This is a genomic window from Mycoplasma leonicaptivi ATCC 49890 (assembly GCF_000622205.1).
Taxonomy (GTDB): domain Bacteria; phylum Bacillota_I; class Bacilli_A; order Mycoplasmatales; family Metamycoplasmataceae; genus Mycoplasmopsis; species Mycoplasmopsis leonicaptivi.
Window position 1 is genome coordinate 1 of the sequence record NZ_JHWE01000024.1, and the last position, 14,517, is coordinate 14,517.

The 14,517-nt window shown below is 23.4% G+C and carries 14 protein-coding genes; 5 read left to right on the forward strand and 9 right to left on the reverse strand.

What is annotated here, in order from left to right; translation table 4 throughout:
* Window positions 1-456 precede the first annotated feature (456 nt).
* Genes BU00_RS0101790 through BU00_RS0101810 form a run of 5 tightly spaced genes read left to right on the forward strand, consistent with a single transcriptional unit; the run spans window position 457 to window position 4,471 of the window.
* On the forward strand, window positions 457-1,395 hold the full coding sequence (locus BU00_RS0101790) for a phosphate acyltransferase (RefSeq protein WP_027121242.1): 939 nt from the start codon (window positions 457-459) through the stop codon (window positions 1,393-1,395).
* Window positions 1,388-2,575, forward strand: a complete 1,188-nt coding sequence (locus BU00_RS0101795) for an acetate/propionate family kinase (protein ID WP_027121243.1) — start codon at window positions 1,388-1,390, stop codon at window positions 2,573-2,575. The genes BU00_RS0101790 and BU00_RS0101795 overlap by 8 nt, the downstream gene beginning before the upstream one ends.
* Entirely contained in the window at window positions 2,568-2,981 is a 414-nt protein-coding gene (coaD, locus tag BU00_RS0101800) for a pantetheine-phosphate adenylyltransferase (protein WP_027121244.1), read from the forward strand. The genes BU00_RS0101795 and coaD overlap by 8 nt, the downstream gene beginning before the upstream one ends.
* A 1-nt stretch (window position 2,982) precedes the next feature.
* Window positions 2,983-3,567, forward strand: a complete 585-nt coding sequence (gene yihA, locus BU00_RS0101805; protein ID WP_027121245.1) for a ribosome biogenesis GTP-binding protein YihA/YsxC — start codon at window positions 2,983-2,985, stop codon at window positions 3,565-3,567.
* Window positions 3,557-4,471 carry an MAG1430 family protein gene (locus BU00_RS0101810; protein WP_027121246.1) on the forward strand — a complete coding sequence of 305 codons (915 nt, stop codon included), beginning with the start codon at window positions 3,557-3,559 and terminating at the stop codon, window positions 4,469-4,471. Before yihA ends, BU00_RS0101810 begins: the two co-directional genes overlap by 11 nt.
* A 49-nt stretch (window positions 4,472-4,520) precedes the next feature.
* On the opposite strand, the gene fmt is transcribed toward BU00_RS0101810, so the two are convergent.
* The 9 genes from fmt to BU00_RS05210 all read right to left on the reverse strand — a co-directional run.
* Entirely contained in the window at window positions 4,521-5,363 is an 843-nt protein-coding gene (gene fmt / locus BU00_RS0101815) for a methionyl-tRNA formyltransferase (protein WP_027121247.1), read from the reverse strand.
* 2 nt (window positions 5,364-5,365) lie between these two features.
* On the reverse strand, window positions 5,366-6,286 hold the full coding sequence (locus BU00_RS0101820; protein ID WP_027121248.1) for an ATP-binding protein: 921 nt from the start codon (window positions 6,284-6,286) through the stop codon (window positions 5,366-5,368).
* Window position 6,287: 1 nt separating this feature from the next.
* Window positions 6,288-7,259: a replication initiation and membrane attachment family protein gene (locus tag BU00_RS0101825; RefSeq protein WP_027121249.1), complete on the reverse strand. Its 972-nt coding sequence runs from the start codon at window positions 7,257-7,259 to the stop codon at window positions 6,288-6,290.
* A gap of 71 nt (window positions 7,260-7,330) precedes the next feature.
* Complete coding sequence (locus tag BU00_RS04890; RefSeq protein ID WP_051521842.1) at window positions 7,331-7,894, reverse strand: dephospho-CoA kinase; 564 nt, start codon at window positions 7,892-7,894, stop codon at window positions 7,331-7,333.
* Window positions 7,894-8,814, reverse strand: a complete 921-nt coding sequence (locus tag BU00_RS0101835; protein WP_051521843.1) for a 5'-3' exonuclease — start codon at window positions 8,812-8,814, stop codon at window positions 7,894-7,896. The genes BU00_RS04890 and BU00_RS0101835 overlap by 1 nt, the downstream gene beginning before the upstream one ends.
* Window positions 8,804-11,758: a DNA polymerase III subunit alpha gene (gene dnaE, locus BU00_RS0101840; RefSeq protein ID WP_027121251.1), complete on the reverse strand. Its 2,955-nt coding sequence runs from the start codon at window positions 11,756-11,758 to the stop codon at window positions 8,804-8,806. Before dnaE ends, BU00_RS0101835 begins: the two co-directional genes overlap by 11 nt.
* Window positions 11,759-11,866: 108 nt before the next feature.
* Window positions 11,867-13,300, reverse strand: coding sequence for a pyruvate kinase (gene pyk / locus BU00_RS0101845; RefSeq protein ID WP_027121252.1), 1,434 nt, complete (start codon window positions 13,298-13,300; stop codon window positions 11,867-11,869).
* A 172-nt stretch (window positions 13,301-13,472) separates the two neighbouring features.
* Window positions 13,473-14,195: a hypothetical protein gene (locus BU00_RS0101850; RefSeq protein WP_027121253.1), complete on the reverse strand. Its 723-nt coding sequence runs from the start codon at window positions 14,193-14,195 to the stop codon at window positions 13,473-13,475.
* 19 nt (window positions 14,196-14,214) lie between these two features.
* A partial coding sequence (locus BU00_RS05210; RefSeq protein WP_027121254.1) for an integrase core domain-containing protein occupies window positions 14,215-14,517 on the reverse strand: 303 nt, incomplete at its 5' end.

Sequence of the window (14,517 nt, forward strand, 5' to 3'; positions counted from 1 at the left end):
TACAAGTTAATTTTTTGTTTAAATCTATAAATTACGTGCTTAGTAAATTTAATGTTATTTTGATTACAAAAATTAGTTCAAAATAGTTGTTCACTAGCAAAATTATTATTTGCTTTGTAATACTCTTTGATTCAAAATTCTCATTGTTTGTGTGATAAATGTTTGCTCATTTTTATGGGCGAAGCCCGAGGGGTATACCCCTCCCCCTTCCTTTTGTTTTATAAAAGAAAACACAGAAATAACTGTGTCATTTCTGTGTCCCCCTTTATTTCAATAATCTTTTTTTATTTTAAATTTTAAAAAAAGAAAAAAATTTATTTTGAAATTTAAACATTTTACAAAACAAAACAATTAAAATTTTAAAAAAAGAGCGACAAAATAAAGGTTATTTCACACAGATTTTAAATTTAAAATATTATATTTTAAGCATATAAAATAATTGTTTATAATTAATTTATGAACTTTTTAAATCATTTAGAAAATCAGGTTTTAAAACTAAAAAATAATGTAAAAATTTTGGTTTTGGATGATTCTGAACCTGAAATACAAAAAGCAATTAACAACATACCTCTTGAAGCAAAAATAAAAATTTTCAAAATAATAGATTTTGTAAATTTAAAAAATGTTTCAGAAGTAGATTCATACATTGTGAGATATCTAGAAATAAGAAATGGTAAAGATGATTATGTTCAAGCAAAAGAGTTTTTTGCTAAATATAAAGATGTTTTATGCTCGTTAATACTTTTGTATGATGGAGTAATTGATGGAATAGTTGGTGGTTTAAATTTAACAAGTGCTGAGTTTTTACGAAATATTTTTAAGATTATTAAACCTAAAAATAATAACGAAATTGCATCTTCAACAATTATTTTAACAAAAGAAGAACAAACACTTTTTTTAAGCGATCCATCTGTAAATATAAATATAAACAAAAAAGTATTATTTAATATAGCCAAAAATCAAATTGAATTTATAAAAACACTTAATAAAAAAGCTAATTATGCTTTATTAAGTTATTCAACAAATGGTTCTGTTAAAAATAAAAACACAGAAATAATTAGGGAAGTTACTTATGAATTACAAAAATATCATCCTGAACTTAATATTCTTGGTGAAATACAAGTAGATGCTGCGCTTAATTTAAAAATCAGAAACAAAAAACTTGATTATTTAACATTTGAAGAAAAATGCAATGCTTTTATTTTTCCTAATCTAGAATCAGCAAATATATCTTATAAATTCTTAGAACAGATTTCAGGGTTTATTGCTATTGGTCCAATATTAAACGGTTTATCAAAACCATGTAATGATTTATCAAGAGGTTCAAACTGACAAGATATTTTATACACAATATATATAACATGTTTACAAGCACAAGGAGATAAAGATGAGTAAAGTTTTAGTAATTAATGCAGGTAGTAGTTCAATAAAATTCAGTTTATTTTTAAAAAATAATTTAGAACTTCAAGCAAGTGGTCTTGCAGAAAGAATAACTTTAGAAAAAGGAAATATTAACATTAAATTTAAGGGTGAAAAATTTGAAAAACAATTACATTTACCAACACACGCTGTTGCAGTTGAAGAATTAACAAAATTAATGCTTGAAATTAAATTAATTAAAGATGTTAAAGAAATTGAATATATCGGTTTTAGAGTTGTACAAGGTGGAAACTATTTTAACAAAACAACTAAAATAAATGAAGAAGTAATTAATACAATTGATAAAATATCAATTTATGCACCATTGCACAATCCTGGTGCAGTGCAAGCTATCAAAGGGTTTAAAAAAACATTCCCTGTTGCAAAACTTTCAGCAGATTTTGATACAGCATTTCATACAACAATAGACAAAATTAATAGCACATATGCAATACCAAAAGATTTAACTAATAAATATGATATCAAAAAATACGGTGCTCATGGTATAAGTCATGAATTTATTACTGAAAAATTAGCAGAAATTTTAAATAAAAAACAAGTTTCATTTGTTAATTTACATTTAGGTAATGGGGGAAGTTTATGTGCTGTTAAAGAATCAAAATCATTTGATACTTCTATGGGATTAACACCATTAGCAGGGATTATGATGGGTACAAGATCAGGTGATTTAGATCCATCAATTCATCAATTTTTAGCAAAACAAACTGGATTATCAATTGATGAAATTACAGATATATTTAACAAACAAAGTGGTTTAATGGGTGTTTCAGGTCTTTCTAGTGATATGAGAGACTTACGTGCTGCTGCTGAAAAAGGAGATGCAGATTCTGTATTTGCGATTGAGTTATTTACACAAAAAATAGCTGATTATACTGCGCTTTATGCAAATAAAATTGGTGGTAATCCGGATGCTCTTGTATTTACTGCTGGTATCGGTGAAAACGTTGCACTTATTCGTAAAAAAGTAATTGATAAATTATTCTTTAAAAAAATAAAATTAGATGACAAATTAAATAATTCAAATATTGGTGACTATCAACTAATATCAACGCCTGATAGTGAAGTTCCAGTTTATGTTATAAGAACTAATGAAGAATTAGTTATAGCGCGTAATTGTGTAAAAATTTATGAATAAAACAATTGCTGCATTTCCGGGTTCATTTGATCCATTTCATAATGGACATTTACATATTTTAGAAAAAGCTTTAAAAATATTTGATGAAATATATATTGTTATTGCTCAAAATCCAAAAAAAGATAAAAATAATTTTCAAAAAAATGTAATAAATATTAAAAACAAAACAAAACATTTAAAAAATGTTTTTGTTTTAATCAATAAAAATGAATTAACAGCAAATTTTATCAAAAAATACAATATTAATTTTTTAATAAGATCACTTCGCGATGAAAAAGATTATTGATATGAGGTAAATCTTGCTAAAATAAATAAAGAGATCAACCCAAATATTGAAACTATTTTATTTTTAGCAGATGAAGAATATTTAAATATTTCCTCAACAAATATAAAAAATAAGGAGTAGTATGTTTAAGTTTATTAAATCATCAACTAATATAGAAAATTGATATCAGCACTCAAATAATGAAATTGCTTTTTGAGGAAGGTCTAATGTAGGAAAAAGTAGTTTAATTAATGCTATTGTTGGTAATAAAAAACTTGCAAGAGTTTCTAAAACACCTGGTAGAACACAATTAATCAACTTTTTTGAAAATAACCATGGTGCAGTTTTAGTAGATTTACCTGGTTATGGTTATGCTAAAATATCCATTGAACAATCTAAAAAAATGTTAGTGATGATTGAAGAATATTTAGTAAAAAGAAAAAATCTTAAACATCTATATTTACTTTTAGACTCAAGACATGGAGTAACAAAAACTGATGTTGGAATTTTAGATTTTTTATATAAAATTAAGTTACCTTTTACACCTGTTTATACTAAATGTGATAAACTTAATCAAAAAGAAAAAAATATTTTGTTAAAATCTATCAAAAAGGCCCAAGAGGAATATGGTTTTAATAAATATTTTATTGTATCGTCACAAACTTTTTTTGGTATAGATCAGCTAATTAATAATATCAATGAAACAATGGAGAATAATGAAAAATAAAAATACTTGAATAAAAGCATTAACAGTTATTTTCTTTTTTATTTTTGGTTTTGGTGGAACAGTATTAATATGATATATTTTTGCACCCAAACAAAAACAAAAAATACAAGAAAATAATAAAACAAATCCCAATGAATATCAATATAATGAAAATTTAACAGTAAACAATAATAAATTATCTGATTTTATTTTAAGAACTAATATACAAAATCAATCAAACACATTAGCTTCTTCTTTTGCAAAAGATCATAATTTTTGAAATTCAGATGTCAATGCAACTAATGATTATTGAAAAAATCAATTAATTAAAAGAAATTATCAAACACAAGAACAAATATTAGAAAATAGTTTTGATTTAAGAACTAATAATGGCGTTTTATTAAATGTATTTAATGATAACTATAAATTAGAATTTAATTCATATGCTAATGATTTTGAAGGTAAATTATTCTTAGAAGTTATTTTCACACCAAAAAATATTCAAAAACTAAAAGATAAATATAAATTTATTTATACTCTTGAAGGCTTCAAAACAATAAAAGCAGAAGATGTTATTGATAAAGTATTTTTCTATGATGTTAAAGAAAATGAACAAGAAATAAAGAAATATAATAATATTGATAAATTAGAGCAAGAATATAATAAGATTAAAGATAAAATTAGTGAAAGAAAAGTATTTTTAAATAAGATTTTTAGCAAAATTTCTAGTGATAGAAAATCTGTTTTAGATATGGATACAGTAACTCTTTCATTTAATAAAACAGATAAAACAATAATAATTAATGGAAAATTACAACCAAAAATAGTAAATGCTTCAAAAAATAATTTAGATGATATTAAAGTTTGAAAAGAATTAGATAATCAAAACCTTTATAAATCAACAAAAATTAAGTTATCAATTTAAAAAAATATTATTTAGTAATTTATTATAAAAATCATCCCTAAGGATGATTTTAAAAATCAATTTTAATTCTTTTTTTTGACTCAAATTGATAATCAAAAATAAAGAGTTGTCCATTTTTACAATTTAAAATTAATGAATTTTTTATTGGCTCATAAGAAGCATTATAAACTTTTAATCTTTTATTCTTAATAAAAGTGTAAGCACCTGGATTTGAAGAAAATGCTTTAATTTTTTTTAGGACATTAAAAGTAGTATTGTTTTTTTCGTCTAAAAAAGCGTCTTCTTTTAATAATTTAGGAGATAATACAACTTTTAATTCATCTTGAACTATTCTTTTATATTGATTATTTTCAAATAATCTTAATCATTTTGTTATATTTTTTTCTGCTAAAAAACACAATCTTTTAAAAAGAGTATCAGAAGTTTCATATTTATCGATTTCAATTTCTTCTTGAAAAATAATATCACCAGCATCCATTTGTGCTACCATAAACATCAATGTTATTCCAGTAGTTTTATCACCATTTAAAAGTGAATATTGAATAGGACTTGCTCCTCTATATTTTGGTAATAATGATCCATGAATATTTAGACAACCTTTTTTTGGTATGTTTAAAATTTTTGTCGGAATAAATTGACCAAAAGCACATGTTAGCATCACATCATAATCAATTTCTAATAAATCTTGATAAATATCACCTATTTTATTAGGTTGAAAAAGTTTAATATTATATTTTTGTGCTAATAATTTAACAGGCGTTGATTGAGTTTGATATCCTCTGTTGGCTGGCTTATCTGGTTGTGAAACTATTGCAACAACATTAAAGTTTTTAATGATTTCTTCAAAAATAGGTACAGAAAATTCAGGAGTTCCTGCTAATAAAATTTTCATAATTAATTCTCCTTGATTTCATATTTTTCAGTTCAAATTTTTTCATCTGACATTTTATCAATTAAAAATAAAAATTTCTTAAATAATGGAGGTCAATTATTAGATTCGTTTGATAATTTTTCTTTAGTAATTCTATAAGTTATTTTATTGATTCCATAGTATGAACCAAAAAAAGTTAGTTTTTTATCTAAATATCTTTTTTCCAAAACTTTAACTAAAATTGTTTCTAAAAATCAATTATTTAATTGTTTATAACCAAGTTCATCAATAAATAAAACATCTTGCTCAATTAATTCTTGTGTTAATAAAGAAATATCAATATTTATATCATTGCTAAATACTTTTTTAGAATAGTCATCTAAATCATTTACATCGATATAAGCCACTTTATAATTAAGTGATGCAAAATGATTTGTTAAAGCGCACATCAACTCTGTTTTACTGGTTTCATAATCTCCAATTAAAAACAATGATGGTATTTTTTTATTGTTTTTGATAGCGTTTAGCATATTTTGTAAATAAACATAAATATCATCTTCTGAATTGTCATCAGAAAAGATAAAATGTTGCAGTTTCACATCATATTTAAGTTTTCCTAAAAAACCTAAATTAATATTTGCCTTAATTTTAAAACTTTCAAACTTTTTACTTTTATTTATATATTTAGAAACATTTATCTTACCAGTTGTTGTATTTCTTGTAATAGAAGTTAATCAAAGGTGGTTATCAGGCTGTTTTTGTTCATTGGCATACACTAAAAAATCAGCTGCATATTGCTCAATTTCTTGTTCATTTGCTTTTAGTTTTTTTATAAGTTCGATTACATGTTTGTTATTTAAAATAGCAGCAATATGTTTTATTGCTGCATTTTTTTCTTTAATTGTAACTGTTTTTGTTGTGTCAAAAGAATTTTTATTTGTCATATTATTTACCTAAATAAGAATTTTTTAATAAAACTATTTGTTCATAAACATTTTTTGTATTTGAATTACTTCTTAGCATACCATTAATATATGTTTCAACATCAGAAAAACTAAAAATATTTTGTGATGTTAACTCTTTAATCATAGAGTCAATAAGTTTGATTCATGTATTTGTTTTTCTTCTTTTTCTTGCGATTAACATTACATAATTTAAAGCAAAAGAATCTTGTAAGGCATTTTTTCATTTTTCTATATTATTTTTGTCAAAATCTGTTATTTTTTCACCTGATAATTGTTCAAAAAATTCATAATTATTAAGTTTTAAAACCGCTTCATATTCATTAGAAAACTTTACTGAACCAAATTGTAAAGGAACTCTTAAATTAAGTTTATTGCTAATTGTATGTAATTCAACTGGATTAACTTCTTTGTTACCCAATGAAATAAAATGGTTTTTAATAGTTTGTTTTTCTTGATCATCGTTTTTATCAAAGATTTCAAAAAAGTTAGTTGAAACATCTTCAAAATCATTTGTTGAACAATTATCAAAATCAGGTTTTCTACTGTTTAACATTCTGTTGAAGTTTGTTAAACCGATTTTTTGAATTATTAAATTAGACACAAATGGGTTTTTTGCAAGACCGTCATAGTTAAGAGGTTTGTGTATTCTAAAAAAAGTCATTGTTTTTAAATCATTCTTATATGTATTTATTAAACCTAAACCTTCAATTTCTCTTCTTGCTTTATTTAAATCATTTTCATGCATATTCATATAAATGCAAAGTGTTGAAAAAGGAAATTCAACCGTAACACTAGTTTTGTTTTTACATAAATCAAGTAAATATTCATATAAAAAAACACCAGTTGAACCTATAACTGGACCATAAAATTGACGAAGATTATGTAAATCTTCGCTTGAAATATGTGTTGTTTTTACAACTGCAAATGATTCATAGTCTAATGTTTTCTTCATAATTAATATTCCTTAATTTATCAAAATGCTAAAATAAAGTATAACAAAATAGAATTATTTTTATTGATTTTTTAATATTTTTTTCTTTTTTTTATTTGGATTTTTATGCATTTTGTGTTGTTTTTATTTTTTGAAAACACTACATTATAAATAGGTATTTCAAAAAAAGTTTCATAAGAATCTCAATCAAAAGAGTTTAAAGTATTTAATAATTTTTTAATTCTTTCTTGAATAACATTATTTTTTTCTATTTTAAAAAAATTGTTGTTTAAAAAAAATATTTCATTAAATAATTTAATTACTTTTTTTGGTGCATTGAACAAAATTGGAATTTCGACAAAATCATATTTATTTTCTTTTAAATGTTTATAAATTTCTTCAAAAACTAAGGTTTCTAATTCAAAAAGCAAATTTGTATCCTTAAAAATAATATTTTTTATTTTAATTTTAGAAATTAAATTATCATTAGTAAAAATATCATATGATATTTTTTTTCTAGCATTAAAACAAAATTCACTATTATTATAAAGTTGATTCACAAAAATATCTGAATTAAAAGTTTTATAACCAAGTTTTTGAAAATAATTTAATAAAGTAGTTTTACCACTTGAAATTTTACCGACAATTGCTACCATTATAATTTTCTATTATCAAGATAAGTTTTTAATGCTTTTGAAAAAACATTAAGTTCAAGTTTTTGAATTAATGGAATACCTTGTTCAAAGGTTATATTAGAAATTAAAAAATCATTCAAATTATTTGAAATACCTTGTACATCATTATTTAAAATCGCAAGTTTATAACATAATAATCCTTCTTGATAACCTTCAAGAAGTTTTTTAGCTCAATTTTTCTTATTATTTTGAATTTCATCTATATTATTATAAATGTTTTCAAATGTTTGGTATTGTTGTAATAAAGCAATTGCCGTTTTATCACCTATTCCTTTTACACCGGGTAAATTATCTGATGGATCACCTTTCAATCCTTTAAAATCAGGTATTTGATTCGGTCAAATTTCATAATGTTCATAAAAAATAGATAATTTATTTAAAAAATAACCTGTTGGTTTTTTTTGTACTACATAAACATCCTCATTAACTAATTGCAATAAATCTTTATCATTAGAAAAAATAATTTTCTGACCAGGTAAAATTTTTGCACATGTGGCAATGATATCATCTGCTTCATCACCGGGTATTTCAAAATATTTTAAATTTAAAAGAGTTAATAATTTTTTAATATAATCAAATTGTATAAATAATTCATTAGGTGATTTTGGTCTTTGTCCTTTATAATCTTGAAAAACTTCATGTCTTTTTGTTTTAGTTGCTGAATCAAACGCAAAAACTATTGCATCAGGTGTAAATTCATTTAGTAGTTTTACTAATTGAGAACAAAAAACAGAAATTGCATTAGTTGGTATGTTATCTTTTGTTCTTAAAACATCATCAATATCACCTCTATATGTTGCATAAAATGATTGAAACATTAAAAAATTTGCATCTACTAAAAGTGTTTTTGGTTTTTTTTCTATATTGTTTTTATATTGCATCTTCTTGCATCTCCTCATAACCTAAAATATTATAATAACCTGCTTTACTTAAATAAATTTGAACTCTTATTTTTCTTCTTGTTTTATTATCAAGCAACCTTTCTAAGGAATCACTTCATGAGTAAGCAGTAATTCTTTTACTGTGATCTTGAATATCTAGATTTAGCTGTCCAGGTTTTTTACCTTTTTTAATATCTAATAATTCTACAATTAAAACCTTTGCTTTTTCATTTAAGTTCGCCAAGCATTGACTATCAAAATGTGTTATCTGTTTAGGTTTTTCCACTTTTAATGTTTTAATTTCAAAACCAAATAAATCAGATTTTATTTTATTTACTTCTTCAATATCATCTTCAAAACTGATTAGTTCAATATCATATAAATTTTGAGTGTTGATAAAGTTTTGTAATTCTAAATATTTATCATCACTATTTTTAGAAACTCTTTCAAATAACTTAAAATAATCATTAATATATGTTAATGAATTTAATAATGTTGTAATATTACCAAAATCTCTCATAGTATCTGCTTGTATTAATGTTTTTAAAACAGCATCACCAACACCGGCGATTTTTAATCTTAAACAAGTTGTTATGAAATTATTAAATTGACCAGCACGTTCTTTTTCAGATAAAATTTTTTCAATAGCTGATTCACCAATACCTTTAATAGAATTAAGAGGTAAATAAATCTTTTTAGAATAAATTTCACATATTTTGCTTGATATTAAAATATTTGGTAACTCAACTTCAATACCTTGTGAAAAAGCATCAATAACATATTTTTTAATAGCGTTTTGATCAGAAGAGTTTTCTGATAATAATACTTTATAAAAAATTTCAGGATATCTTGATTTATAAAATGCCATTTTATAAGATAAAAGTGAATAAGCAACAGCATGTGATTTATTAAAACCGTAATTTGCAAAAAGTTCTATATTATTAAAAATATTTTGAAGTATTTCTTGCTCAATACCATTAGATGTACCACCTTTAAAAAACATTTCTTTATATTTATGTAATGTTAATTCATCTTTTTTAGAAATTGCTCTTCTGAATAAATCAGCTTGTGCAAAAGTTAAGTTTGCAATACCTTGAACAATTTGCATAATTTGCTCTTGATAAACAATAATTCCAAACGTGGGTTTAACAATTTCATCATAAATTGGGTGAATTTTTTTAATAAATTGTTGATTTTTTTTATTTTCTGCGTATTTACTAATATATTGTAAAGGACCAGGTCTAAAAAGTGAAATTATTGCATATATATCATCAAATGAGTCAATTTTAACTTTTTCAATAACCTGATTCATACCATCGGATTCTAATTGAAAAATACCTTTTGTATTTTGTGAATTTAATAAGTTAAATGTAACTTGATCTTTAAACATTGATACTGAATCATTAATAATAAAATCAAATCTGTTTTGTATTGGTATGTATTTTTCTATTTCTGAAATAATAGATAAATTTTTCAATCCTAAAAAATCTATCTTAATTAAACCATATTGCTCAATATTGTTCATAGTCATTTGTACTTGTTGGAAACCATTTGAACTTCTTTGAGTAGGTACGACATCTATAATTGACTGATTGCTTATTATTAAACCAGCAGGGTGAATTCCAATTTGTCTTGGTAATCCTTCAATTTTTGAAGCGAGTTTATGTAAAATATTAAATTTATCAGCAACTGTTTTATATATTTTATTTTTTTGATATTCTTCATTAAGATTATCGTATTTTCCTTTTAAAGATTTTAAAACATAATTTAAATCTGTTTTAGATAAATCTAAAAATTTAGCTACATCTCTAATAGAACTTTTTGAAGCTAATGTTTGAAAAGTTGATATAAAAGCAATATTATTTTCACCATATTTGTCTTTTATGTAAGTAAATAATTCATCTCTTCTGTTATCTTGTATATCATTATCTATATCAGGTAATGAAACTCTGTCTTCGTTTAAAAATCTTTCAAAAAGTAAGTTAAATTCTAATGGATTTACAGAAGTAATATTTAATAAATAACTAATTAATGATCCAGCAGCAGAACCTCTCCCGGGTCCAACTTCTATATTTATACTTCTTGCATAATTTAATACATCTTGAATAATTAAAAAATAATCAATAAAACCAAGTTTTTTAATTGTGTTATATTCATTTTTTATTCTTTGATTAACAATTTCAGTTGAATAATTTTTAATAAGTTTTTTATATTTATTTCCTTGAATTAAATTTTTAAAAATTTCATCACTATTATCAGCAAATTTGGCTAGTTTAATTTCCGAATTAGGTTTGGAAATATTTATTTGTGACACTATTTTTTCATTATTTAATAATATTTCAGGATCAACATCTAAAAATTCGTTTTCATCATAATAAGCATAATAATCATTTTTTAAAGTTTCTTGTTTGATCCCACAAGAAATAAAATCTAAAACAAGTAAAATTTCATTATCTTCATAATTTAAAACTTTTTTAGTTGGTGCATATACTGTTTGGTGGTATAAACTTTTTTTATTATTTAAATAAAAATTAGAAATTAAGGTATCTATATTTTCAATTTTTGTTTTATTAGCAAATCAACCTAGTTCAAAATGGTCAATAACAAAAATATTTTCATTTTCTAAATCGTAAAATGAAATTTCTTGATTGTAACTTTTTTTAAAAACAAGATTTTTTAAAAAATCAAATCCTTTATTATTTTTTGCTAAACAAATTACTCTAAAATTTTCTTTTAATTGGAATTCAACACCTAAAATAAGTTTAAAATCATATTTTCGTTGATAATTTCAAACAAATTGCAACGAATGAAAATTTTCAAAATCAGTTATTGTTATATATTTTTGATTATTTTCTTTTGCTTTGTTAAGTAAATCATCAATTCTTATTGCTGATTGTAAAAAAGAATATTCCGTATTAGTGTGTAAATAAATAAATTGTTTCATAGTTCAATTTTACTTTATTATTTAAAAGTATATTATAAATATATTACATAAATTATAAAATTTAAAAACACAGATAAATAAATTATCTGTGTTTTTAAATTATAAAAATTATTTAACAACTTCTTCTGTAATTTTTTCGTTTTCAACAACAAGGAATTTATCTCCTGATTGAATACCGTAAGGAACTAAAGCTAATTCAGCTTTTGAGGTGTCTTTTTTAATTTCTGAGAAAAGATTTTTTGAATCAACTGAAACAAATACACTTGAATAAGCACCAAAACCACCAAGTAATTTTTCATTATCTAAAACACCAATAACTAATGAATTTGGACGGAATTTAGCAACACGTTTTAATAATTCACCTGTTCTTGATAAAACAACAATATATTTGTACTCACGACTTTTTGCTTTTTGAGCAATTTCATATGCGATTTTTGTACGTTTATCATTTTGATTTGAATTTTCTCAAACTTTTTCTAATTGTCTTTCATAGTAGTTTCTTGAGTAAAATTCTTTTTCTGCTCTTTTTGAAATAGCTGTCATTGTTTTAACTGCTTCAACTGGGAAATTACCATTAGCACTTTCACCAGAAAGCATTGTAGAGTCAGCACCTAATTCAACTGCATAATAAACATCAGTGACTTCTGCACGAGTTGGATGTGGTGAGTTTTCCATTGAATCAAGCATTTGTGTAGCAACAATAACTAGTTTACCTGCTTCACGACATTTTCTAATCATTTTCTTTTGGTAGTAAGGAACATCATAGTATGGTATTTCTAAACCAAGGTCTCCACGAGCAACCATAATACCATCAGAAGCTTCGATTATTTCATCAATATTCATACATCCTAAATGTGATTCAATTTTTGAAATAATTTGAACGTGTTCTCCACCATTTTCGTCTAATAATTGTCTTAATTCTTTAACATTTTTTGCTGAGTTAACAAATGAAGCAGCAACATAGTTAATTCCTTCTTTAATACCAAATTTAACATCGTTTATATCTTTTTCAGCAAGGAAAGGAAGTGAAAAATCAACACCTGGTAAATTAACACGTTTATTTGTTTTTAATTTATGTGTATTTTCTGCTTTAACTCTTACATATCCTTCACCAACTTCGATAACAACAGTTGATAATTTACCATCATCAATTAAAACTTGATTACCTACAACTAAGTCTTTTGCCATATCATAAGCAACTGTAATTTCATTTGAAGTACCTTCTAATGAAGCATATTTTTCATTAGTTGTGTGTATTAAAATTTCTGTACCAGCTTCAACTAATTGAGCACCATCTTTCATTTTACCAATACGAATTTCTGGACCTTTTGTATCTAACATTAAAGATACTGGAATTTTAAGTTCTTTCGAAACTTCTTTAGCGATTTTAAATTTATTTGATTGTTCTTCATGAGAACCGTGGCTAAAGTTAGCTCTAATGGTTGTAACACCATTTTCAACTAATTGTTTTAAAACATTATAGTTGTCACTTGAAGGACCAATTGTGGCAACTAGTTTTGTTCTTTTATCTGTTATTTTCATCAATACTCCTGTAAATTTTTTAAATTTAAACAAATTAATTTAAATATATTTAAATATGTTTAAATTTTATCAAAGTTTTATTTTTTTATAAATATTATTAAATAAAACAATTTTAAATGTTGATTTATTTAATAAAAAAACACAGAGTGTTTCTGTGTTTTAGGACTTTGATTTAAATATATTTGTTTGTATCGAAATTTTTTGCATCATTTTGAGAAATATTAAAAAATCTCTGTGAATTGTATTTCATTATTTCACCATTATTTTTTTCGATTTCTACTTCAACAAAATAACTACCATAAGTATTATCATTTTGCTCATCAATGCTTCAAGAAATTTTTTGTGGTTCGTTACTTATTGATAATACACCTGATTTAATTTCTGTTTCTCTACCATTATAAAATCTTTTAACTTTATATTTAGTTGTTTTAATTTCGTTAATTGAAAAATGTTCGAAATAGTATCATAGGGAAATATCAGAAATTGTTGAATTAAAATCAGTTGAGTTAAAACTTTTACTTAAATTATTTCTTGAATTTTTATAATCACTTGGATAACCAGTAAAATTAAAATGAATACCTTTTTCACTTTCTGAATAAAGTCTAAATTTACTTATATTTGATCAAGAGAAATTGTTTGGTTGACCATCAGGATAAACCTTTATTTTTATATAACCTTCTTTTTTGCCGTTTAATAAATCTGGTTTAATTCTTAAGTTATATTTATTAACATTTTTTAGAATTATTTTATCATCGCTTCAATTTTGATCATTTGTTTCTGAAAAATAAACATCATATTTAGTTGTTAATATATAATTACCATATAAATCAAATTTAAAATATGCATCAAAATTAAGTGTTGAACCATTATTATCATTAAATCATTTTTTAAACATGGAAGTCTATTTTAGACCATTAATACTTATTAACGTCTCAAACTTCTTGAGGCGTTTTTCATTGTAAATTTGATTGTATTCTTTCAAAATTATATCAATCAACATAATTTTTTATAAGATTTAATAATTCAGAAAAATTTAATTTAGAAATATTAATTTTGTTTAACATTTCAGATTTAATATTAGAAAAGAAATATTCTGCTTCTCTATTGTCAAGTGAATTACCAACTCTACCCATAGAAATTTTAAAATTATTTTTCTTAGAAAGTTTTATATATCTATTTGATGAATATTGATATCCGTGATCTGAATGAACAATTAT